At 62.6% G+C, this 21,802-nt stretch carries 18 protein-coding genes and 1 tRNA gene; 10 read left to right on the top strand and 9 right to left on the bottom strand.

The features are described from left to right. Window positions 1-98: 98 nt before the first annotated feature. The 4 genes from rsmA to ACFO3E_RS03785 form a co-directional block, all read right to left on the bottom strand. A complete protein-coding gene (gene rsmA / locus ACFO3E_RS03800; protein ID WP_380802602.1) occupies window positions 99-938 on the bottom strand; it encodes a 16S rRNA (adenine(1518)-N(6)/adenine(1519)-N(6))-dimethyltransferase RsmA in 840 nt (279 codons plus the stop codon). Next, window positions 928-1,965, bottom strand: coding sequence for a 4-hydroxythreonine-4-phosphate dehydrogenase PdxA (gene pdxA / locus ACFO3E_RS03795; protein ID WP_380802728.1), 1,038 nt, complete (start codon window positions 1,963-1,965; stop codon window positions 928-930). The genes rsmA and pdxA overlap by 11 nt, the downstream gene beginning before the upstream one ends. After that, window positions 1,943-3,328, bottom strand: coding sequence for a peptidylprolyl isomerase (locus ACFO3E_RS03790; RefSeq protein WP_380802600.1), 1,386 nt, complete (start codon window positions 3,326-3,328; stop codon window positions 1,943-1,945). Before ACFO3E_RS03790 ends, pdxA begins: the two co-directional genes overlap by 23 nt. 87 nt (window positions 3,329-3,415) lie before the next feature. After that, the gene (locus tag ACFO3E_RS03785; protein WP_380802726.1) at window positions 3,416-5,650 is read right to left on the bottom strand and encodes an LPS-assembly protein LptD; all 2,235 of its coding nucleotides are present in this window, start codon (window positions 5,648-5,650) and stop codon (window positions 3,416-3,418) included. 222 nt (window positions 5,651-5,872) lie between these two features. Here ACFO3E_RS03785 and ACFO3E_RS03780 point away from each other — a divergent pair, with 222 nt between their 5' ends. From ACFO3E_RS03780 to ndk, 3 genes are all read left to right on the top strand, one after another. After that, a complete protein-coding gene (locus ACFO3E_RS03780) occupies window positions 5,873-7,318 on the top strand; it encodes a leucyl aminopeptidase (RefSeq protein ID WP_380802597.1) in 1,446 nt (481 codons plus the stop codon). Continuing rightward, window positions 7,318-7,755 (top strand): DNA polymerase III subunit chi, encoded by a 438-nt coding sequence (locus ACFO3E_RS03775; RefSeq protein WP_380802595.1) that lies wholly within the window; start codon window positions 7,318-7,320, stop codon window positions 7,753-7,755. Before ACFO3E_RS03780 ends, ACFO3E_RS03775 begins: the two co-directional genes overlap by 1 nt. Before the next feature lie 91 nt (window positions 7,756-7,846). Next, entirely contained in the window at window positions 7,847-8,269 is a 423-nt protein-coding gene (gene ndk, locus ACFO3E_RS03770; RefSeq protein ID WP_066524658.1) for a nucleoside-diphosphate kinase, read from the top strand. 190 nt (window positions 8,270-8,459) lie between these two features. Here ndk and ACFO3E_RS03765 read toward each other — a convergent pair whose 3' ends face one another. Next, the gene (locus tag ACFO3E_RS03765; protein WP_082919541.1) at window positions 8,460-9,134 is read right to left on the bottom strand and encodes a glutathione S-transferase family protein; all 675 of its coding nucleotides are present in this window, start codon (window positions 9,132-9,134) and stop codon (window positions 8,460-8,462) included. A gap of 163 nt (window positions 9,135-9,297) precedes the next feature. On the opposite strand from ACFO3E_RS03765, the gene ACFO3E_RS03760 reads away from it, so the two are divergent. Further along, window positions 9,298-10,089: a sulfite exporter TauE/SafE family protein gene (locus tag ACFO3E_RS03760; protein ID WP_380802592.1), complete on the top strand. Its 792-nt coding sequence runs from the start codon at window positions 9,298-9,300 to the stop codon at window positions 10,087-10,089. 20 nt (window positions 10,090-10,109) lie between these two features. Here the strand turns inward: ACFO3E_RS03760 and ACFO3E_RS03755 are convergent. Next, window positions 10,110-10,183, bottom strand: a tRNA-Cys gene (locus ACFO3E_RS03755). Window positions 10,184-10,374: 191 nt separating this feature from the next. Here ACFO3E_RS03755 and ACFO3E_RS03750 point away from each other — a divergent pair. The 5 genes from ACFO3E_RS03750 to ACFO3E_RS03730 all read left to right on the top strand — a co-directional run bounded on the left by ACFO3E_RS03750 (window position 10,375) and on the right by ACFO3E_RS03730 (window position 17,284). Continuing rightward, on the top strand, window positions 10,375-11,007 hold the full coding sequence (locus tag ACFO3E_RS03750; protein ID WP_380802589.1) for a protein-L-isoaspartate O-methyltransferase family protein: 633 nt from the start codon (window positions 10,375-10,377) through the stop codon (window positions 11,005-11,007). A 15-nt stretch (window positions 11,008-11,022) separates the two neighbouring features. Then, on the top strand, window positions 11,023-12,489 hold the full coding sequence (locus ACFO3E_RS03745; RefSeq protein ID WP_380802586.1) for a TolC family outer membrane protein: 1,467 nt from the start codon (window positions 11,023-11,025) through the stop codon (window positions 12,487-12,489). A 16-nt stretch (window positions 12,490-12,505) separates the two neighbouring features. Beyond that, window positions 12,506-12,982 (top strand): DUF2497 domain-containing protein, encoded by a 477-nt coding sequence (locus ACFO3E_RS03740; protein ID WP_066524650.1) that lies wholly within the window; start codon window positions 12,506-12,508, stop codon window positions 12,980-12,982. Between the two features lie 114 nt (window positions 12,983-13,096). Further along, complete coding sequence (locus ACFO3E_RS03735) at window positions 13,097-15,796, top strand: valine--tRNA ligase (protein ID WP_380802583.1); 2,700 nt, start codon at window positions 13,097-13,099, stop codon at window positions 15,794-15,796. A gap of 33 nt (window positions 15,797-15,829) precedes the next feature. Beyond that, a complete protein-coding gene (locus ACFO3E_RS03730; RefSeq protein ID WP_380802581.1) occupies window positions 15,830-17,284 on the top strand; it encodes an MATE family efflux transporter in 1,455 nt (484 codons plus the stop codon). 4 nt (window positions 17,285-17,288) lie between these two features. On the opposite strand, the gene ACFO3E_RS03725 is transcribed toward ACFO3E_RS03730, so the two are convergent. Continuing rightward, window positions 17,289-18,947 carry an ATP-binding protein gene (locus ACFO3E_RS03725; protein WP_380802579.1) on the bottom strand — a complete coding sequence of 553 codons (1,659 nt, stop codon included), beginning with the start codon at window positions 18,945-18,947 and terminating at the stop codon, window positions 17,289-17,291. A gap of 247 nt (window positions 18,948-19,194) precedes the next feature. On the opposite strand from ACFO3E_RS03725, the gene ACFO3E_RS03720 reads away from it, so the two are divergent. Further along, window positions 19,195-20,262 (top strand): acyltransferase family protein, encoded by a 1,068-nt coding sequence (locus ACFO3E_RS03720; protein ID WP_380802577.1) that lies wholly within the window; start codon window positions 19,195-19,197, stop codon window positions 20,260-20,262. A 3-nt stretch (window positions 20,263-20,265) separates the two neighbouring features. Here the strand turns inward: ACFO3E_RS03720 and ACFO3E_RS03715 are convergent, their stop codons facing one another. Continuing rightward, window positions 20,266-21,258 (bottom strand): LLM class flavin-dependent oxidoreductase, encoded by a 993-nt coding sequence (locus ACFO3E_RS03715; RefSeq protein ID WP_380802575.1) that lies wholly within the window; start codon window positions 21,256-21,258, stop codon window positions 20,266-20,268. A 56-nt stretch (window positions 21,259-21,314) separates the two neighbouring features. Next, the gene (locus tag ACFO3E_RS03710; protein WP_066524644.1) at window positions 21,315-21,752 is read right to left on the bottom strand and encodes an Hpt domain-containing protein; all 438 of its coding nucleotides are present in this window, start codon (window positions 21,750-21,752) and stop codon (window positions 21,315-21,317) included. Window positions 21,753-21,802: the final 50 nt, after the last annotated feature.

The raw sequence follows: 21,802 nt of genomic DNA, 5'->3' as shown, positions 1-21,802 counted from the left end.
CTTCTGCATTATCCGGCCTGTTTTTGGGTAGGCCATGGAGCGGAAAGGGCTGGAGAACTTGTTTCCAATCCGTGCGCATAAAGGAAGGATTCGGGCTGCTACCGCCCGATCACCCGCGCGAGTTCGACGAACTCTTCCACACTGACCGTTTCCGCGCGTCGTTGCGGATCGATGCCGACGGTCTCAAGCGCCTCAAGAGCGCCCGGCAGACCCTTCAGGCTTTGCCGCAGCATCTTACGGCGTTGACCGAAGGCGGCTGCGGTGAGGCGTTCGAGATGCTTGAGCTGCACAGCTTCGGGTGCTGGCTTGGGGGTTATGTGGACTACGGCCGACATGACCTTGGGCGGCGGGGTGAAGGCGCTGCGGTGAACCTTCATCGCGATGCGGGCGTCGCTGCGCCATTGGGACAGGACGGCCAGGCGGCCATAATGGTCGCCGTTAGGCTTTGCGACGATACGCTCGGCTACCTCCATCTGGAACATGAGGGTGAGGGACGACCACCAGGTTAGCGGTTCCCAATCCGCCGAAAGCCAGCCGATCAGCAGCGCCGTCCCAACATTATAGGGCAGATTGGCGATGATATGGGCCTTCTCGCCTGCCTCCGCACGCGCATCCACCTGCATGGCGTCGCCGGATATGACGCGCAGCTGCCCTGGAAAGGCATCGGACAACTCGGCGAGCGCGGGAAGGCAGCGATTGTCCCGTTCAACGGCGACCAGCCGCGCGCCCGCTCGCAGGATCGCGCGAGTCAGGCCGCCGGGGCCGGGACCGACTTCGAAGGCGGGCTGATCCTTGAGCGATCCGGGAATGGCGGCGATGCGGTCGAGCAGTTGCTCGTCCAACAGGAAGTTCTGCCCCAACGCCTTGCTCGCCTGCAGACCGTGCGCGGCGATGACTTCACGCAGCGGTGGCAAGATCGGCCGTGCTTCAGTTCCCATAGGTAAGCCGCGACCGGGCTGCTTCCGCCGCCATCTTAAGGGCCGCCATCATCGCGCCGGGATTGGCGCTGTCGGTCCCGGCAATGCCGAAGGCCGTGCCATGATCGGGTGAGGTGCGGACGATCGGCAGGCCGAGCGTGATGTTGACGCCCTCATCGAAATGCAGCGTCTTCAAGGGGATCAGCGCTTGATCATGATACATGCACAGCACCGCATCGTAGGTTTCGCGCGCGCGGGTATGGAACAGTCCATCGGCGGACAGGGGGCCGACAATGTCCATGCCTTCCTCGCGCAGCGATTCGATCGCGGGCCCGATAATCTCTATTTCCTCGCGGCCCAGCGCCCCGCCTTCTCCTGCGTGGGGGTTGAGCCCGGCGACGACGATGCGCGGGCGGGGCAGGCCGAAATTGCGTTGCAGCCCCTTCACCGTGGTGATTGCTCGCGCCCGGATGAGGTCGATCGTCAAAACGGACGGCACCTCGGCAAGCGGAATGTGAATGGTGACCGGCACGACTTTCAGTGTCGGGCCGGCGAGCATCATCACGGCATTATGCGGCGCTACGCCGCAGCGTTCCGCCACGAACTCCGTCTGGCCGGGGTGGGTGAAGCCGACGCCATATAGCTGTTCCTTGCCGACAGGGGCTGTCACGATCCCTGCCGCCGATCCTGTCCGCGCCAGGCCCACGGCAGCTTCCAGTGCCTGGAAGGCGGTGCGCGCGCCATCGATGCTTGGCGTTCCCGGCACGATCTCGCCAGCATCGGCGACTTGAAGGCAGGGCAGGGCGGTGTCGAAAAGCTCTGCCGCTTCTTCAGGCGTAGCGATGGGCGCGACGGGCCCTTGCCAGACGCGGCGCAGCGATGCCGCATCCCCAACGGCGAAGAAAACGGGCAGTCCGCGCGCTTCGCGCATAACCCAACTTTTCGCGACGATTTCAGGTCCGATTCCCGCCGGGTCGCCGAGCGGCACCGCGAAAGGTGCCAGCTCCGGACGAGCCGAGGCGGGATCAGTTATAGTCGATGACGGCATCGCGACGAAGATCGCGCAGGTAGATGCGCGCACGTTTGTTGACCCGCTCTTCCTCCAACTGCGCCATGATCTGCTCGGCATTGGGCGCGGCTGCTCCGCTCGCCTCGTCACGGCCGCAAACGACCAGTACGCGCACGCCATCATTGATCGACCCGAATGGCGGCGTGGCCTGCCCGACCTGCAGGCCCAACAGGATGTCCTGCAACTGAGGGGGAAGGTCGCGCACCTTCACATTGTCATTATCGACTACATCAGCGCCGACCTTGCCGCCCAGTTCATTGGCCTGGCCGCATCCCTTAATCGACTTGGTCTGCGCAGCGAAGGCCGCCGCCCGGCTGCTTGCCTGTTCCTTCGTAGTGCCGGCAGGGAAGCTGATCGACAGCTGCTTGAGGCTGAGCAGCGCGTCACGCGGATCGGCCGTCAGCACTTTGCGCTTGTCCATGACATAGATGAGCGAGACGCCGCCCGGAACCGGTATGGGGCCAGCAATCTGGCCGACCTGCATCTCGGTCGCCGCCTTGGCCAGCTCATCGGGCAACTGGCCTGGGCGAACCCAGCCAAGGTCACCGCCCACCGCTGCGGTCGATGCTTCGGAGAATTGCCGTGCGTAGGCCGCGAAGCTGCCGCCCTGCTTGATCTGCTCGATGATATTGCGGGCGTTGGCGACAATCTGCGCCTGATTTTCAGGGGTGGCCGACAGGTAGATTTCGCCGATGCGATATTCGTCGCTACCCTTGGCAGCGTTCATGCGATCGACGACCGACTTCACTTCGTCGGCGGACACATTGACGAAGGGTTGGATGTTGCGGCGGAGCAGGCGGCTCCAGGCCAGTTCGCCTTCGATCTGCCGCCGGATGCTGGCGGGCGCGCTGCCCTGCGTACGCAGATATTGGTCGAATTGCGCGGGGGATTGGCGGAAATTCGCCGCGACGCGCTCATAGCTCTGGTCGATCTCCGCCTTGTCGACTTTGATGTCGTGGGCGGCGGCCTCCTGAATCTGCAGCGTTTCGTCGATTAGGTTGCGCAGCACCTGGACGCGTAGCCGCTCCTTTTCCTCCGCCGACACCTTGCCGCCATTGGCGGTGATGATAAGCGCGAGGCGCTGATCGACATCGGTGCCGGTGATGATGCGGCCGTTGACGATCGCTGTCGCCTTGCGAACATTAGGATCACTCTTGCCAAAGATGGTCACGTCCTTGGGCAGATTGAGCTGCTGCGTCGCGACCTTGTCATCATCGCCGACGGTCTGGGCCGCGACATGATTGACGCTGGACCCGAGCAGGATCGAGGACAGAAGCAGGGCGCGCACGCTGGTCCGGAAGGACTGGCCAAGGCGGTAAGACGGGGAAACGACAGGCTGCATCGTCGGCAAAACTCTCCAATACGGTCCGGCGCTGATGCGCCGATCCGCCTTAACCGGTCCTGAGCGGAAGGGCGGGAAGGCTGATCCTTATATGCCGATATTCCGAAAAGCCAGCCGTAGTTGGAAGCTGTTGCCCTTTCGCGCGTCGCCGGCCGCCAGATAGTCGCGCCGCCAGGTGAGGCCCAGCGTCAGGCAGTCATCCTCATAGGCGACGCCAAGCCGGTGACGGACGGGTTCATAGCCGTCGGCAACGCTCAGCGGATCTTCCTTCCCATCGGTCAAATCGACAACAGTCGAGCCGAAGACGGACCAGAAGCGGGCAAACTGGACGCGGCCGCCCAGCCGCAGTTCCTCGCGGTCCTGAAGATCCTCCAAGCCGGTCGCGGCGTTGCGGTTCAGACGCAGATAGCCCACCATTGCATAGGTTTTGCGACTGCCGATGGTGGCATCAACCTCATTGCGCCGCACGGACAGGCCATCCTTGTCGAGACGGAAGCGGTGAATGAGGCTGACGAAATCCTTGTAGCGCACGGTTGTACGGCCGACGATATCGGACATGCGGTCCGACAATCCGGTGCCGTCGGGCAGGATGCTTTCGCGATTGTCGAGCCGATAGCTTTGCCCCACCACCGTGTCGAGCGAGAAGCCGGGCAGTGAGAGGTTATATTCCAGGCCGTAGGTGATGCGACTTGAATCCTCGAACCGGTCATAGCCCGCGAAACGATTGAGTGCGAAGAGGTTGCTGTCCTCCAGATCGATCGCGCGGGCGTCCTCATTGGGGACGGACAGGTTGGCGAGCCGAGGCGCTGCGACGATCTGAACGCGCGGGGCGATACGCTGCACGCCACCGAACGCCTCGCCGATGAAGGGCCAGCGGACATCCATCGCCGCCGCCGCGATGCCGCGCGCCTTCCAGCCCGGATCACCAGCATAGCGGGGGATGTTGTTCAGCAGATTGTCGCTGCTGTGATAAACGTCGCCGCGCAGATAAGTGGTGAAGTTCACCTCCTGGCCCATGCCTGTCAGCTTGCGCAGGTTCCATTCGAACGCGGCAAAGGCGCGCTGCGTATCCTGCCCATCGGTGCGGGTGATGGCTAGGCTATTGGCTTGCAGTTGGATACGGCCGCCCAGCAAAGGGTCGAGCAGACGGAGACGATAATCGATGACGGGAAGGGCGATCGGGGTCTGGCCTTGCGGGTCGCCGCTGCGCAACGTCTGCACCGCCCAGCCGGCGATGGAGAAGTAGCTGTTCTCGCCGATCCGCTGCGCCCCCAGGGTCGACCGCAGCCGGTCATCGCGGCTAATGTCGTAGCGGCGCAGGAAGGTGCGGTCGCTGGCGACGCGGATCGATCCGTTGATGCTCCATTCCGGCGTCAGCTGCATGCCGCCGCTGGCGTCGATATAGCCGCGAAAGTCTTTTTCCGTTCCCGCAGGCGTGGTCGATCCGGGCAAGGTGCTGCTGGCCGCCGACCGGCTGGCATGGGTTGCGTAGCCGGTGATCTGGTAGGCGCCGCGATCCCAACGATGGCGGAAGTTCGCCTCCAGCATCGGCAGCGTTTCGGAATAGATGTGCGGGGTAATCGTCAGATCGCGGTTGGGGGCGAGCTTCAGATAATAGGGAAGCGCTACTTCCAGCCCGTTGGTGCGGTCGTACCGGAGATTGGGTACCAGCAAACCGGAGCCCCCGGTATCGCCCACCGGATGGGAAAAGCCCGGCAGCGGGATCAGCGGCAGGCCGAACAGTTCGATATTGGCGTTGCGATATTTGACCCGAGCGGCGACCGGATCATAGACGACCTTCACCGCTTTGATCTGCCAGGTCGGCTCCTTGGGACAGCCGTGGCTGTCCTCCACCTTGCAGCCGGTATAGGCCGCCTTGTGGAGCGTATACACGCCGTTCACGCGCACGCCCTGGGCCGCCGCCAGCCGACCGCCGGACTGCAGCACCAGCAGCATATTCTCGACAGTGCCGTCCTTCAGCGTGTCGGTAACCTGGAAACGGTCGCCATAGGCGATATTGCCTTCGGGATCGGTCGCAGAGACATTGCCGCGCGCTTCGACCTGTCCGGTCGTGCGGTTCCAGACCACCTTGTCCGCGCGCAGGCGGTTGCCCTGCCGCAGCAACTGGACGTTGCCGCTGGCCGTTACGATTTCCGTGTTGCTGTCATATTCCAAGCTGTCGGCGGCAAAGCCGATCTGCTCGTCGCTGGCGGGAACGGGGGCGTCGGGCGTGCTGACAGGGGCCGGTGGCTGCTGCAGATCCTGCGCCGCCGCATAGGGCATTGCGCCCATACAGACGAGCGCCACGCCAGCGGCAAGCATATGTTTCAGATGCGCGGAACGGGTGAAAATCTGCAAGGGGATCGTGCCTCTTCGGGGGCGCTTCGTTGCCCGCCTATCGCATTGCTTTGCCTGCGCCGCAATCTTTCGTCACGCTTCTTTTGCCGGAAATCGGTCGAACGGCTTTGCCAGATGGAGCAAGCGACATTATCTGACTTGGCGCGTTCCTTGCGCTCGACGATCAGAAAAGAAGAAGGACCCTCGATGGAAATCGCGTTCAGCCCGGTGCGTCCAGACGCCGACACCCTGGTCTTTGCCGTGCCCAAGGGCGGTTTCGACGCCCTGCCGGTCGCGGCGGCGGCGACTTTGGCGGCGGGCGCGGTGGCGGCGCGATTCACGGGCGAGGCAGGGGCGAGCTTCGAGAGCTTCGCGGAGGAGGGCGGCAAGGTGCTGCGCGTGGTGCTGGTCGGCACGGGCGCAGGCGCCGACACGGATATGGAGCGCGCGGGCGCTGCGCTGACGGCCCGCCTGCTGACGAGCGGCGCTACCCATGCGGCAGTAGAATTTTTTGGCGGGGCAAGCGGCGAGAAGGCGGCGCATTTCGCTTTCGGTGCTCTGCTGCGCGCTTGGCGGATCGATACCTACCGTACCCGGCAGCCGGAAAAGGCGAAGCCGACGCTCACCAAGATCAGCCTGGTCGCCAACGGCGCAGAAGCGGAATGGCAGCGGCTGGCCGCCGTGGCCGAAGGCGTCGCCTTTACGCGCGAGCTGGTGTCAGAGCCCGCGAACATCTTGTATCCGGAGAGCTTCGTCGAACGCTGCCGCCATCTTGAACAGATGGGCGTCAAGATCACCGTTCTCGACAAGGCGGCGATGGCCGAACTCGGTATGGGCGCGCTGCTCGGCGTGGCGCAGGGATCGGTGCGCGAGCCGCGCCTGCTGGCGATGGAATGGGACGGCACCGGCGGAGCGGAAAGCAAGCCCATCGTCTTCGTCGGGAAGGGTGTGACCTTCGATACGGGCGGCATTTCCCTGAAGCCTGGCGCGGGCATGGAAGACATGAAGTGGGACATGGGCGGCGCGGGTGCGGTCGCGGGCGCAGTGAAGGCGTTTGCGGGCCGCAAGGCGAAGGCGCGCGTCGTGGGCATCTGCGGCTTGGTGGAAAATATGCCCGACGGCAACGCGCAGCGGCCGGGCGACATCGTCACATCCATGTCGGGTCAGACGATCGAGGTCATCAATACTGATGCCGAAGGCCGCCTGGTGCTGTGCGATGTCATCACCTGGGCGCAGAAGACCTATGCGCCGGAGGTTATCATTGATCTTGCAACGCTGACCGGCGCTATGATTGTCGCGTTGGGCGATCAATATGCGGGCATCTTCGCCAATGACGATGGGCTGGCCGAGGATCTGATCGCCGCAGGCAAGGCGAGCGGGGACCAATTGTGGCGCTTCCCGCTGTCCGACGCCTATAACAAGCTGATCGACAGCCCGATCGCCGACATGAAGAATATGGGCGCGCGCTACGCCGGATCGATCACCGCGGCGCAGTTCATCAAGCGCTTCGTCGATGAAGGCGTCAAATGGGCGCATCTCGACATTGCCGGAATGGTCTGGGCCGACAAGCCCGGCGCGACCTGGGACAAGGGCGCGACCGGCTATGGCGTCCGCCTCATCGACCGGCTCGTGAGCGACAAGTTCGAGCGCTGATGCAAGTCGATTTCTACCAGCTGAGCCGCGATTCCGTCGATCAGGTGCTGCCCGCCATTGCCGCGCGCATCCTGGGGCTAGGGGAGCGGCTATTGGTGGTGGCGCAGGATGAGGCGCAGCTGGGGCGTATTTCCACGGGACTATGGGCCGGGCCGCCGGAGAGTTTCATCGCCCATGGTCGTGCGGGGGAGGGGAAGGAATCCCTCCAACCCGTGCTGCTGGCGCAGGATTGCGTGCCTGCAAATGGCGCCCGACATATAGCGCTGGCCGATGGCCTCTGGCGTGAGGAAGCGCTGGATTTCGACCGAGCCTTCTATTTCTTCGACGCGGTCACCATTGACGGCGCGCGCGAAAGCTGGCGCTCACTTTCGAAGCGCGACGGCGTCACTTCCCGCTTCTGGCGGCAAGAGCAGGGCAAATGGGTGCAGGGGCCGTAAGTGCCTCCACCTGTCCGCCCCCCCCTTGCAGTGCGGGACAGCGCGGTCTAAAGGGCGCGCCAATTCCAACAATCCGGAGCTTTTGAGCCTCATGGCTGTGACCCGCACCTTTTCGATCATCAAGCCCGACGCCACGCGCCGCAATCTGACCGGCGCCGTGACCAAGAAGCTGGAAGAAGCGGGCCTGCGCGTCGTCGCATCCAAGCGCATCCGCATGAGCCGCGAGCAGGCCGAAGGCTTCTACGCCGTTCACAAGGAACGCCCGTTCTTCGCTGACCTGGTCGCCTTCATGATTTCGGGCCCTGTCGTCGTCCAGGTTCTGGAAGGCGAAGACGCCGTGAAGCGCAACCGCGACATCATGGGCGCTACCAACCCCGCCAATGCCGACGAAGGCACGATCCGCAAGGAATATGCCGAGTCGATCGAAGCCAATTCGGTCCATGGTTCGGACAGCGAGGAAAATGCGGCGATCGAAATCGCTTATTTCTTCAAGTCGGACGAAATCGTCGGCTGATCGAACGACAGAAAAATAAAATGGGCCGGCGGGACATTGTCCCTCCGGCCCATTTTTGTGTCGGTTGTAGGTGAGAAGACGCCGCTCCCAACAATTCATCACTCCAGCGGAAGCTGAGGTCTCAGGCTGTGTCGGGCGTCTTCTCAGATTCCAGCTTTCGCTGGAATGACGGGGAGTGAGGTAAAGCAACTCACCCCGCTTGCGGTGGAGCCTCGAAGCGGTCGATGACCCATTCCTCGGCCTGAGCCCCGCCGATCCATTCCTGCATCCACGGGTGGGCGATGATCGCCTGCATATAGGCGTCAGCAAAGCGGGCGACGGGGAGTTGGTAGGTAATGAAGCGCGTCACGACCGGCGCGAACATGACGTCGGCTGCGCTGAACTCGCCGAACAGAAAGTCGCCGATTCCGCCATAACGGGCGCGCGCCTGCGCCCAGAGCTGCATAATCCGCGCAATATCCTGGGCAACCGCTTCGGAGGGTGGCACGGCAGCGTAGATCTGACGGATGTTCATGCTGTGCTCTCGGCGCAGCGCGGCGAAGCTTGAATGCATTTCCGCCGCCATTGAACGCGCCATCGCGCGGGCGGCAGTGTCGGCGGGCCAGAATTTGTCGCCACCCGTTTTTTCATTGAGATATTCGATGATCGCCAGGCTGTCCCAGACCACCGTGTCGTCCCCGTCCCACAGGATCGGCACCTTACCCGAGGACGGCGCGAACTCATCGCCTTCGCGCCGCTTCTCCCAAACCTCATCATAGAGCGGAACCACGACTTCCTCGAACGGCAAACCGCTCAGCTTGCAAGCGAGCCAACCGCGCAGCGACCAACTCGAATAAGCCTTATTGCCTATGAACAGCTTCATCATCGCTCCTCTTTAGACGGGGGCGGGAAGGGAAGTCGAGACCGGCGCGCGCGGCGAATCTGGTCATACGCCTCTTTTGCAGGTGAAAATTTCTCTCCGGCAGGGCTGGATGCACCGTGCGCAGGGTCGTAAGCCGTCGCCTGCATCGAGAAGCCGGGGGCATGATATGGATTGGCTGCATGGGATCGCGGGCCTGTTCGTCGGGTTGATGGTCGGCCTGACGGGCGTAGGCGGCGGGTCACTGATGGCGCCTATCCTCATCCTGTTGTTCGGCGTCGCGCCCGCGACGGCGGTTGGCACCGACTTGTGGTTTGCGGCCATCACCAAGTCCGTGGGTGGCACGATCCATCATCGCCATGGCGGCCCGGACGGCGGGCCTGACTATGAGGTGGTGAAGCGGCTTTGCCTTGGTAGCCTGCCTGCCGCCCTGATCATGCTGCTGATTCTTTCGCAGACGCATGTTGAGCAGATCAAGGGCGGCATCGTGACCATGGGCCTTGGGTTCGTGTTGATCGCCACGGCGGTTGCGATGCTGCTCCGTGGTCGTTTCCACCGCTGGGCGCTGGCGCGGCGCGTAGGGACAGCCGACAGCTTCACGCGCTGGCAGCCTGCGCTGACGGTGGCGGCAGGGGCGCTGCTGGGGGGCATGGTGACGCTGACTTCCGTTGGTGCTGGGGCGATCGGCGCGACATTGCTGTTGGCGCTCTATCCCATACGCATGCGCATGCAGAGGCTGGTAGCGACGGATATCGTTCATGCCGTCCCGCTAACTCTGGTGGCGGGATTGGGGCATTTGTGGATCGGGAACGTCAATTCCGGACTGCTACTCAACCTGCTGCTCGGGTCAATTCCGGGCATCATCATCGGCTCACTGCTTGCGACGCGCGCATCGGACCGCGTGCTTCAGCCGCTGCTGGCGGTTATTCTGGCGGTGGTCGGCTGGCGCCTGATCGCATGAATGCTGATCAAAGGCGCGCTTGGAGGCCCGAGCCGGAATCGAACCGGCGTATACGGATTTGCAGTCCGCTGCGTCACCACTCCGCCATCGGGCCTTGCGCATGTGGGACGCCGCAAATGTGAGGCTTTTGTTTCAAAGTCAAGCACGCGGGTGGCGCTCCCCTTCAAGATTCTCGCTCATGGGCGCGGAAAGCCGCTTGGCGTTGCAAGCCCCGTGATTTAGAGGTCCGTTAACGTCAGCACTGTGTTGCCTTCCCAATACAGTTGTGCCAATCGAGGAAGTGTCGTGACCGAGCAGAATTTTTCATCGATGCGGGCCGCCATGGTCGAAAGCCAGCTTCGTACCAGCGATGTCGATGACCAGCGCGTAATCGCGGCGATGGCAAAGGTGCCGCGGGAAGATTTTGTACCCGCCGAGCGCCGGGCGATGGCCTATATCGACCGCGCGGTTCCGCTTTCGAACGGCCGCGCGCTTAATCCTCCCTTGGCGACTGGGCGCTTGCTCAAGGAAGGCCGGGTTGAGGAGGGCGATCGCGTCCTGCTCATCGGGGCTGCGACAGGATATAGCGCGGCGCTCCTGACAGCGCTGGGCGCGAAGGTGACGGCGGTGGAGGCCGAAGACGGGCCGCAGCTTCTGGACGGCGCTGCCGAAGTCGTGCGCGGTGCGCTCGCCGCGGGCGCTCCTGAAGGCGCGCCATATGACCTGCTGTTCATCGACGGGGCCGTGGAGGAAGTGCCCGCCGCGCTCGTTCAGCAACTTGCCGATGGCGCGCGGGTCGTGACGGGTCTGGTGGAGCGCGGCGTCACACGCCTGTGCAGCGGGCGCGTAATTTCGGGAGTGCTGGGCCTTGCAAGCCTTGCCGATCTGGAGATGGTGGTGCTGCCCGGTTTTTCTGCGCCGGAGCGTTTTGTTTTTTAACAGGCCGGGGGGGTCATGACAGCGAAGCAGGTGTTTCTTCGGTACTCCGCCGCCACGGTTTTGCTGCTCCTTAACGCTGGCATGGCAAGCGCGGAGACCCTCCAGGGTGCGCTCGCCAAAGCCTATCGATCCAATCCCACCCTCACCGGTACGCGTGCGCAGCAGCGCGCAACGGATGAAAATGTGCCGCTTCGCAAGGCCGATGGCCGTCCCGCCGTAGGCACTACCGCAGAGTTTCAGGAACTGATCGTCAAACCGGCACGCTCCTTCCTGGCGCCCGACCGGTCGCTGGCGGGGACCGCCAACGTCAGCGTGCCCATCTATCAGGGCGGCGCGGTGCGCAACGGGGTCAAGGCGGCAAAGGTCCGCGTCGAAGCGGGGCAGGCCAATCTGCGCGGGACAGAAGCGTCGATCTTCTCCCAGATCGTCGCGGCCTATATGGACGTTATCCGGGACAGCGCCATCGTCTCCTTCAATATGGGCAATGTGAATGCGCTGGAGGTCAACCTTCAGGCGTCCAGCGACCGGTTCGAGGTGGGCGATCTGACCCGCACTGACGTTGCCCAGTCCGAGTCGCGGCTGGCGCTTGCCCGATCGGACCTGCAGACGGCCCGGGCCAACCTCATCACCAGCCGGGAAAATTACATCGCTCTGGTTGGCGCTGCGCCCGATGACCTGCAGCCGCCCCCGCCATTGCCCGGCCTGCCTGCGTCCCCAGAAACGGCTGTGCAGGTGGCGCTTGCCGACAATCCCGACATTATCGCCGCGCGCAAGCTGCGGGAGGCGGCGCGGTATGACGTGAGGGTCGCGAAGGCAGGCGTCCTGCCGACGCTGTCCGGTTTCGCGCAGGGCAGCTATACCCATTATCTGGGATCGCTGCATGAGGCGGGCAATCCCGATCCGTCGCAGACCAACAAGCAGGTGGTAGCGGGCGCAACGCTGCGTCTGCCGCTCTATCAGGGTGGCCGTCCCGGCGCGCAGGTGCGCCAGAACCAGGCGCTGGAATCGCAAGCGATCGAACAGGAAATCGAGGTCGAACGCGGCATCATCGCTCAGACCCGCTCCGCCTATGCAAGCTGGCAGGCATCTCTGCAAAGCATCGAATCCAACCAGAAAGCGGTGGAAGCCGCCAATTTATCGTTGGAAGGCGTGCGCGCCGAAAATTCGGTCGGCAGCCGCACCATCATCGACATATTGAATGCCGAGCAGGAAGCGCTGAACGCCAAGGTTCAGTTGGTTTCGGCGCGCCGCAATGCCTATGTCGCGGGCTTCAGCCTGCTCGCCGCCATGGGGCACGCGGAAGCGGACGACCTAAGCCTGGAAACGGGCGCGCTTTATAACCCCATGGTTAATTACGACCGGGTCAAAGGCAAGTGGTTCGATTGGGATTTCGACCCCGCGCCCAAGCCCCAAGCAACGCGAACCGTTGACACGCCTGTACAAAATGCCAATGTGCCTGCTGGGTTGGGGCAACAACCTTAGGTTAACAGGGACATTCATGGGCGACATGAGCAAGGAACCCTCGATGGAGGACATTCTCTCGTCCATCAAGCGCATCATTGCGGAGGAAGGCGAGGAGGCCGTGCAGCCTGTGTCGCGCCGCGGCAAGTCCGACGCTGCGCCCAAGCAGGCAGCAGAAACCACCGATCCGGCGGTGGAAGAAGTGCTGGAACTGACTGACGAGGTTGGAGCGGAGGAGCCGATGCCTGCCCATAAGACGTCTCGTGCACCCCGGATCGAAGCGGCGGTGGAGGATAACTCCATTCTTTCGGTCGAAAGCGAGGTCGCGGCGCGTCATTCCCTGTCCACCTTGTCTTCCATGCTGGTGACACCCAAAGATGGCGAGGATAACACATTGGACGGGCTAGTCCGCGCGATGTTGAAGCCGATGCTCAAGGAGTGGCTCGACGCGCGCCTGCCCGCGCTGGTCGAAGATATGGTCGCCAAGGAAATCGCCCGGATCACTGCCCGCTGATCGGGCGCGGGCCGAAACCGATCGTCATGACTTGCTTTGACGCTTGGTTCGACCGCTGGATGAAGCGGTAAAAGCGCTGGAATGGTCAGGGAAGGGGCATTAAGGCGCCTTTCCATGACCGAATTGCCTAAAACCTTCGACCCCGCCGAAATCGAATCCCGCTGGTACGCCCATTGGGAAAGCAAGGGCCTGTTCCGGCCGGAGCGGCCCGGCGCTGAGCCCTTCACGATCGTCAACCCGCCGCCGAACGTGACGGGCAGCCTGCATATTGGGCATGCCCTCGACAATACGCTGCAGGACATCGTGATCCGTTACGAGCGGTTGCGCGGCAAGGATGCGCTGTGGGTGGTTGGCACCGACCATGCGGGCATCGCGACCCAGATGGTGGTGGAGCGGCAGTTGAACGCTGTCGGACAGAAGCGCACCGATTTCTCGCGCGATGACTTCGTCGCCAAGGTCTGGAAATGGAAGGCGGAAAGCGGCGGCGCGATCACACGCCAGCTGCGGCGTCTTGGCTGTTCGATGGATTGGGCCAATGAGCGCTTCACCATGGATGAGGGCTTTTCGAAGGCTGTGTTGAAGGTCTTCGTAGAGTTGCACAAACGGGGGCTGCTCTATCGCGACAAGCGCTTGGTGAATTGGGACCCGCATTTCCGGTCTGCCATCTCGGATCTGGAGGTGGAGACAAAGGAAGTAAAAGGCGGCTTCTGGCATTTCCGTTATCCGCTGGCCGATGGCGTCAAGCTGGCGAACGGAGCAGATCATATCGTCGTTGCGACCACTCGGCCGGAGACGATGCTGGCGGACATGGCGGTCGCCGTGCATCCCGAAGATCCTCGCTACAAGGATGTCATCGGCAAGGATATCCTTCAGCCGATTACTGGCCGCCGGTTCAAGGTGGTCGCGGATGATTATGCTGATCCTGAACTCGGATCGGGCGCGGTCAAGATTACGCCGGGGCACGACTTCAACGACTTTGAAGTGGGCAAACGGGCGGGCTTCAAGGCGGCCGACATGCTCAACATGTTCGATGCCGACGCCAATGTTATCCAGAGCGCTGACGGACTTATCCCCGACCGTTTCCTGGGTCTGCACCGCTTCCGCCGCGATGGCGTCGATGGCGCGCGTGAGTTGGTCGTCGCTGAGATGAAGGCGCTGGGCCTGCTTGTTCCATATGTCACGAAGAACAAGGAAGGTGAGGAAATCGAGGCCGATGCCGAGCCGCGGACCATCCAGACGCCCTTTGGCGACCGTTCGGGGGTGGTGATTGAACCATGGCTGACCGATCAATGGTATGTCGATGCCGAAAAGCTGAGCATCGCGCCGATGCAGGCCGTGCGCGACGGGCGGATCGAGATCGTGCCCAAGACGTGGGAAAAGACCTTCTTCAACTGGATGGAGAATATCCAACCCTGGTGCGTGTCGCGCCAACTGTGGTGGGGGCATCAGATTCCCGCTTGGTATGACGAAGACGGCAATCCCTACGTCGCTGAAAGCGAGGAGGAGGCGCAAGCCCTCGCCGGTAACAAGAAGCTGACCCGCGACCCGGATGTGCTCGACACTTGGTTCTCCTCGGCGCTCTGGCCCTTCGGTACGCTTGGCTGGCCTGAGCAGACCGAAACGCTCAAGCGTCATTATCCAAACGATCTGCTGATCTCCGGCTTTGACATCCTGTTCTTCTGGGACGCGCGCATGGCGATGCAGGGGCTGGAGTTCATGGGCGATGTGCCGTGGCGCAAGCTTTACCTGCATGGGCTGGTACGCGCGGCGGACGGGCAGAAAATGTCCAAGTCCAAGGGCAATGTCGTCGATCCGCTCGGCCTGATCGACAAGTTCGGCGCCGACGCGCTGCGGTTCTTCATGAGCGCCATGGAAAGCCAGGGCCGCGACGTTAAGATGGATGAGAAGCGGGTCGAGGGCTATCGCAACTTCGCGACCAAGCTGTGGAACGCGGCGCGCTTCCTGCAATCCAACGGCGTCACGGCTTCGACAACGCACGAAGCGCCTCATGCCGAAGCGCCGGTCAATCGCTGGATCATTGCCGAGACGGTTGCGACCGTGCAGGCGATAGACACCGCCATGGCCGAACTGCGCTTCGACGCGGCGGCCAACGCCATCTACCACTTCGTCTGGGACCAATTCTGCGACTGGTATATCGAGTTGACCAAGGGCTCGATGGACGAAGAAACCCGTGCTGCCGCGGGTTGGGCGTTCGACCAGATATTGGTCATGCTGCATCCCTTCATGCCCTTCATTACCGAGGAGTTATGGAATCTCACCGGCGAGCGGGAGAGCGCGCTGATTGTCGCGCGCTGGCCCCAGGCGCTCTACGCCGTCGATGCGCAAGCGCAGGCGGAGATCGATTGGCTCATCCGTCTGATCAGCGCGATGCGCACTGCGCGCACCGAGCTGAACGTGCCACCGGGGGCCAAGCTGCGCGTCATTGCGCGTGATGCTTCGGAGGAGACCCGCCGCCGTATCGACCGACAGGGCGCGGCGCTAGCCCGCCTTGGCCGGGTTGAAAGCCTGTCCTTTGGCGCCGCCGTCGAGGGTGGAGCGGCGCAGGTCGTTGTCGATGAGGCGACGTTCATCCTGCCGCTGGAGGGCGTCATCGACATCGGTGCGGAGCAAGCTCGTCTCGCCAAGGCGCTCGCCAGTGCGGAGAAGGAGCGCGACTCCTTGTCCGGCCGGCTGTCCAATCCGAGTTTCGTTGAAAGGGCGAAACCCGAGGCGGTGGCGAAGGCGCGTGAGGATCATGCGGAAAAAGCCGCTGAGGCGGAAAGGCTGAGGGCGGCGCTGGACCGGCTCGCCTGATCGGCTACTGTGACCCCGTAAGGGGAGGGTGAAATGATGGCGGCTGAAAAGCGCGGTGCTAAGGATCTTACGCAGGGGCCTATCGCATCGACACTGCTGCTCTTTGCTATCCCGACTTTGGCGTCCAACATCCTTCAATCGCTAAACGGATCGATCAACGCGATTTGGATCGGCCGTTTTCTGGGCGCGCAGGCGCTTGCCGCCACCGCCAACGCGAACATCACCATGTTCCTGATGTTCTCCATCGTCTTCGGCTTCGGCATGGCATCGACAGTCATGATCGCGCAGGCGGCGGGGCGAGGCGACATGGACGCGGCGCGGCGAGCTTTTGGTTCGGCTGTCGGGTTTTGTACGCTGCTGGGCCTAGTGGTGGCGGGGGGAGGCTGGATCGGTGCGCCTGCTATGCTGCGCATGTTGGCGACCCCGCCCGAGGCATTCGGGCTGGCGCTCACCTATTTGCGCGTGATCTTCATCGCGATGCCGGCCACGCTGATCGGCGTCATGATCATGATGGGCCTGCGGGGCACTGGTGATGCGCGCACGCCCCTGATCTTCATGTTCGTAAGCGTCGGCGTTGATCTTGTCCTCAATCCAGTGCTGATCCTCGGCCTTGGACCCATACCGGCAATGGGCATCGGCGGATCCGCGGCGGCCACGGCGGCGGCAGGCTTCATCAGCATGATCGGAGTCATTCTCTACATCTACGCCAAGGACCTGCCTCTGCGCCTGCGCGGGCCGGAGTTGGCCTATTTGTGGCCAGATCCCACCCAGATCCGTCTCTTATTGGGAAAGGGGTTGCCCATGGGCCTGCAGATGATCGTCATGTCTGCCACCGGATTGGTGATGATTGGGCTGGTCAACCGGGAAGGCTTCTTAGTCACTGCCGCATATGGCGCGGCGCAACAGATCTGGACTTATTTGCAAATGCCTTCGATGGCCATGGGCGGCGCGGTAAGCGCCATGGTCGCACAGAATGTCGGGGCGGAACGCTGGGACCGGATCGGGCGGATCACCGGCTTCGGCATGGGTTACCTGTTGCTGATTACCGGCACCATGGTCGGCGTTATCCTGTTGTTTCACGCGCCGATTTTATCGCTTTTTCTCGGCGATAATGAAATGGCGATACAGGCCGCCTGGCATATGCAACTGCTGGCTAGCTGGAGTTTCATGCTGTTTGGCTGCACTATGATTCTGTTCGGCGTGATGCGCGCGAACGGCGTGGTCGTTAAGCCGCTTTTGATCTTGATAACGACGCTTTTTGGCGTTCGGCTCGCCTTCTACCATTGGGCCTACCCGCATCTTGGTGCGGACGCGCTATGGCTGAGCTTCCCAATCAGCTCCGGCTCATCTTTGCTGCTCGCTGCGCTGGTCTATCGGCAGGGTGGCTGGCGCAAAGCGAAGCTGCTGGTGCCCGTCCATGAGGAAGAGTGTCGCGAAAGCATCAATGCGGAAAGCGAGCCCGCGGGACGTTTGGCGCCCACGGGATGACTCCTTAACGGCCCTGGCTGCGCCAGCGCGTGATGGTGCGATCGAGAATGTCGGCTTCGCCGCCGGATTGACGCCATAATTCTGTGAAGCTGGGGTCGCTCGATGCGGGACGCCGTTCTTCTTCGAGATTGTCGAGGGCAACACGGATCGGCACCGCGACACCTTCGCCGCAGATGATCGCCTCTCGGTTTCGCAGCGCAGGGATGGAATCAAGGAAACCACGCGCGCCTTCGGGCATTGCCGCCTTTACGAAGGCTTGGTCGCGATCATTGTTGAGGCGCATCGAGATGATCGTGCCGCACTGCGACAGCACGCCTTCGGCAAGGTCGGACGGGCGCTGGGTGATGAGGCCAAGCGACACGCCATATTTACGGCCTTCCTTGGCGATCCGCTCCAGGATGCGGCGCACGGCCTGGCCGCCGCCTGTGGTGGTGCTGGGAATGTAGCGATGCGCTTCCTCGCAGACGAGCAGGATGGGCCGTTGTGCCTCGTCGCGAGCCCAGATGGCATAGTCGAACACCAGCCGCGACAGCACCGATACCACGACTGAAGTGATGTCCGAGGGCATGGCGGACACATCGATAATGGAGATCGGCTTCCCACCGGAGGGCAGGCGAAAGATCTTCGCCAGAAACTCCTGCATCGTGTCCGCGACGAGCATGCCAGAGAACATGAAGCTGTAGCGCGGGTCAGTCTTGATCTCGTCGATCTTGGTCTTGAGCCGCATATAGGGGAGTGCGCCGGTGCCCTTGTCGAGCTTGCCCATCTCATTCTGCAGGATGTTGGTCAGGTCCGACAGAAGATAGGGGACAGGCGAATCGACCGTCAGGCGACCGATGCTCTCCGCCAGCCGATTCTTCTGCCGGGCGGCCAGCAGGCACTTGGCGAGGATGTCGCAATCCACCGTCCGGTCGGACCCTTCGGAGGTGACGAACACCTCGCAATGCTCTTCGAAATTCATCAGCCAATAGGGCAGGGCGAGATTGCCGACGTCGAACACCGCGCCATTTTGGGCGAAAGCTGCGCCATATTCGCCGTGGGGGTCGATCATCACGATGTGACCTTCGGGCGACAGGTCGCAGATGCGGTGAAGGATGAGTGCGGCGCTGGTCGATTTACCAGTACCCGTCGAACCCAGCAGGGCGAAATGCTTGCCCAACATGGAGTCCACATAAAGCGCTGCGCGCGTGTCTGCGGTGGGGTACACCGTGCCGATCTGCACGTGTGGTCTGTCGTCGGCGGCGTAGATTTGCTGCATATCGGCGCTGGAGACGGGGAATATCTCCGTGCCAGGCGCCGGATAGCGGGTGACGCCGCGGCGGAAGTGATAGATGCGACCGGTGAGCTTTTCCTCATCGCCTTCGCCGAGGAAATCGACATCGGCGACGATCATGCCGCTGTCCTGTCGATCGAGCGCCATGGACCGTACGCTGGCGATCAGCCAACTGTTGCCGACGCGCATCTTGACTTGGCTGCCCACTTGCCCCGCCATGGCGATGCACGGATCGGCTTCGTGCGCCAGAGCGGCTATGCAGCCGGCGTCGATAAGTATCTTTGAGCTGGAACCGGCGATTTGGAACACGGCACCCATGGCGGCCGCTGGAGCGGGCTGCGCATAAGCATGGGCCTGAGTGAATTCAGCTGCTCCTGGCATGTGGCTCATACGCCCCTCTTAAATCCCCTGCCGCCGGCACATATTGCCGGAGCCTCGCCTGGGTTTAGCTTGTGAGAGGTAAAGAATTGGCTATCGGAAGGGCGTCCAACTGCGGGTCTCTTTTCAATTTGACCTGCTTGCCCCGGCGCAGCCACTATCCGCCGCGCGCAGTGGCACCGGCTCTGGCGCGAATCATTTGCCATCCGTATCGGCCCGTTGATGGCGGCATCATCAGGATTTTCGCTTGTCTCATATCATGACGGCCAATGCAGCGCGCAGATCGGATGCAATCTCTATCGCCCGCGTGATCTGCATTTTGGGCGTCGTGTATGTTCATGCGTGGACGGGCCTCAATGGCCATGATTTGGAAGTCGCCCGCGGCACGCCACAAGAAAATTTGCGCTGGCTTTTGATGGAGATTTTCGGGCGCAGCGCCGTACCGCTGCTCGGCGTCATTTCGGGATGGCTGGTCGGCGGGTCATCGCGGACGCAGAACTGGTTTGCGCATGTCCTGCGCAAGGCGCGGACGATCCTGTTGCCGATGGTGCTGTGGAATGGGCTGGGGATCCTGCTCGTTTCCGGCGCGGCGTGGCTGCTCGACCTTTCCGCTCCGGTCCCCGTGTCGTTCGACTGGTTGTTCCAGGAACTGTTCATCGTCAGCCGTAATCCTGACATCAACGTGCAGATGCCGTTCCTGCGCGATCTGTTCCTATGCATGTGCGCAGCGCCGCTGCTCGTCCGTTCGCCCGCCTGGCTGCTGGTGAGCGTTGCGGGCGCTGCGGCGCTGGCGCAGTTGATGGGTTGGGGGCCGCCGGTGTTGATGCGGCCTGCGATCCTGTTCTTCTTCGTGATCGGCATGATGGCGCGGCGCATCGGACTGGCCGAACGGGTGGCGGCGCTGGGCTTGCCCATTGCGGCGCTGCCATTCCTGCTGCTCATGGCGGTACAACTGCACTTCTCGCTGCAGGCAACCCGTGGGGCAGCGATCGAGATCGGTGTACTGGACTTGGCGGTTCGAGTCGCGGCCGCCGCCTGCTTTTGGCGTCTATCATGGGCGCTCGCCGGTAGTCCTGTCCGCGGCATGCTGCTGCGGATCGAGCCCTTCGCCTTTCTGCTCTTCTGTTCGCACCTCATCTTGATCTGGCTGGGTGGTCCAGTGCTTGGGGCGTTGTTCGGCAAGCTAGGTTCGCCGCTTTATCCTGCTTATCTGTTGATCCAGCCGCTGCTGGTACTGGTTGCGGTTCTGCTGCTGGGGTCGATGCTGAGCCGCGCATGGCCGGGCATGGCCAAGGTGCTGAGCGGTGGACGATTACAGCGAACCTGAAGTCTAACCAGCTATCGCTTTGGCTGCGGCCATGGCGATTTCAAGGCTGCGTTTGCGGGCTTCAAAATCATATATCTGCCCGCCGATGATCAATTCATCCACGCCGGTGTGTTCGATGAAGCGGGCTATATCGCGCCCCACCTTGGCCTGATCGCCGATGCTGGTGGCGCTCAGAACATCGGACAACATGGCTTGCGCGCCGGGAGGCAGGCTTTCGAGATAGCCTGGGACCGGCGGTTGCAGCTTGCCCGGTTGGCCAGTCCGCAGACGCACGAATGCCTGCTGCATCGATGTGGCCAGAAGCCGAGCTTCGTCCATCGTATCCGCAGCGAATATATTGAAACCGGCCATGACATAGGGGCGCTCAAGCTGCGCCGATGGGCGAAAGTCGCGGCGGTAGATGGCGATCGCTTCGTTGAGGGCGCCGGGCGCGAAATGCGAAGCGAAGGCGTAGGGCAGCCCCAGCGCCGCCGCGAGTTGCGCGCCGTAGAGGCTGGATCCCAGAATCCAAAGCGGCACCGTTTCGCCAGCCCCGGGCGTCGCTTGAAAGCCGAGGCGCTGGTCACCGGCGAAATAGGCTTGAAGCTCCATAACATCGCGCGGAAACTCGTCCGGCGCGCCGGACAGCGTCCGCCGCATCGCCTGAGCCACACGCTGGTCGGACCCCGGTGCCCGTCCCAGCCCCAGGTCCACGCGGCCCGGAAACAGCGCTGCGAGCGTGCCAAACTGCTCGGCAATCAGCAGCGGCGCGTGATTGGGCAGCATGATGCCTCCCGCTCCGATCCGAATGGTGGATGTCGCGTGCCCAATATGCGCCAGCACGACAGACGTGGCGGCCGACGCAATGCCAGGCATGCCGTGATGCTCCGCCACCCAATAGCGATGGAAACCCAGGCTTTCGGCATGCGCGGCGAAGCTCGCTGCTTTGGCCAGTGCGTCGCTAACGCTGCCTCCTTCGACAACGGGGACGAGGTCCAGAACGGAAAAACGGATCATCGCCTGCATATGGGGCGATGATCCGTTTTATTTCAATACTTGATGATCGGAAAGGGTTAGATTGCCCGGCCGAAACCCTGCGGCGCATCACCACGGCGGCCGAAAGTGGCAGGGCGGCGCGCGACCAGCGGATTGGAGTCCCGATCAAGCAGGGACATCGTCTCGGTAAAGCAGGGGCGCAGGCCGACGACGATTTCGATCAGTTCATCCGGCCCTTCTCGTGTTTCCACGCAGCGCCGCGCGACCATCTCGATCCGTTCGGCCATGCTGCTGAGCCGGTGAGCGCCGAACTGCGCCGATTCACCCTTCAGTGTATGAGCAGGCGTTACAAGCGCGACGGCGCTGCGTTCGCGGATCGCCTTTTCGATCGCGCTGATAGCCTTGTCGCCATCTTCCCGGAAATAGCCGAGAATTCGCAGAAATGCGCTGCCGAGCTCCGACCTCGACTTGGCGAGATCGGCCTGATTGACCAGTTCTGCCTCTTGATATGACACGCCGCGACACTCCTTGTTATGGCCTTACCATAGAAGCCGAGCGTAAACAG

Origin of the sequence: Sphingobium tyrosinilyticum (assembly GCF_042654265.1) — a bacterium.
GTDB lineage: Bacteria > Pseudomonadota > Alphaproteobacteria > Sphingomonadales > Sphingomonadaceae > Sphingobium > Sphingobium tyrosinilyticum.
Note: the sequence above shows the minus strand (reverse complement) of the source record. Positions and strands in the feature narration are given on the sequence as shown.

Bases quoted from the DNA above. Each gene is read 5' to 3' on its own strand.
- rsmA (WP_380802602.1), bottom strand. From the start codon at position 938: ATGGGAACTGAAGCACGGCCGATCTTGCCACCGCTGCGTGAAGTCATC.
- pdxA (WP_380802728.1), bottom strand. From the start codon at position 1,965: ATGCCGTCATCGACTATAACTGATCCCGCCTCGGCTCGTCCGGAGCTG.
- ACFO3E_RS03790 (WP_380802600.1), bottom strand. From the start codon at position 3,328: ATGCAGCCTGTCGTTTCCCCGTCTTACCGCCTTGGCCAGTCCTTCCGG.
- ACFO3E_RS03785 (WP_380802726.1), bottom strand. From the start codon at position 5,650: ATGCTTGCCGCTGGCGTGGCGCTCGTCTGTATGGGCGCAATGCCCTAT.
- ACFO3E_RS03780 (WP_380802597.1), top strand. From the start codon at position 5,873: ATGGAAATCGCGTTCAGCCCGGTGCGTCCAGACGCCGACACCCTGGTC.
- ACFO3E_RS03775 (WP_380802595.1), top strand. From the start codon at position 7,318: ATGCAAGTCGATTTCTACCAGCTGAGCCGCGATTCCGTCGATCAGGTG.
- ndk (WP_066524658.1), top strand. From the start codon at position 7,847: ATGGCTGTGACCCGCACCTTTTCGATCATCAAGCCCGACGCCACGCGC.
- ACFO3E_RS03765 (WP_082919541.1), bottom strand. From the start codon at position 9,134: ATGATGAAGCTGTTCATAGGCAATAAGGCTTATTCGAGTTGGTCGCTG.
- ACFO3E_RS03760 (WP_380802592.1), top strand. From the start codon at position 9,298: ATGGATTGGCTGCATGGGATCGCGGGCCTGTTCGTCGGGTTGATGGTC.
- ACFO3E_RS03745 (WP_380802586.1), top strand. From the start codon at position 11,023: ATGACAGCGAAGCAGGTGTTTCTTCGGTACTCCGCCGCCACGGTTTTG.
- ACFO3E_RS03740 (WP_066524650.1), top strand. From the start codon at position 12,506: ATGGGCGACATGAGCAAGGAACCCTCGATGGAGGACATTCTCTCGTCC.
- ACFO3E_RS03735 (WP_380802583.1), top strand. From the start codon at position 13,097: ATGACCGAATTGCCTAAAACCTTCGACCCCGCCGAAATCGAATCCCGC.
- ACFO3E_RS03730 (WP_380802581.1), top strand. From the start codon at position 15,830: ATGATGGCGGCTGAAAAGCGCGGTGCTAAGGATCTTACGCAGGGGCCT.
- ACFO3E_RS03725 (WP_380802579.1), bottom strand. From the start codon at position 18,947: ATGAGCCACATGCCAGGAGCAGCTGAATTCACTCAGGCCCATGCTTAT.
- ACFO3E_RS03720 (WP_380802577.1), top strand. From the start codon at position 19,195: ATGACGGCCAATGCAGCGCGCAGATCGGATGCAATCTCTATCGCCCGC.
- ACFO3E_RS03715 (WP_380802575.1), bottom strand. From the start codon at position 21,258: ATGATCCGTTTTTCCGTTCTGGACCTCGTCCCCGTTGTCGAAGGAGGC.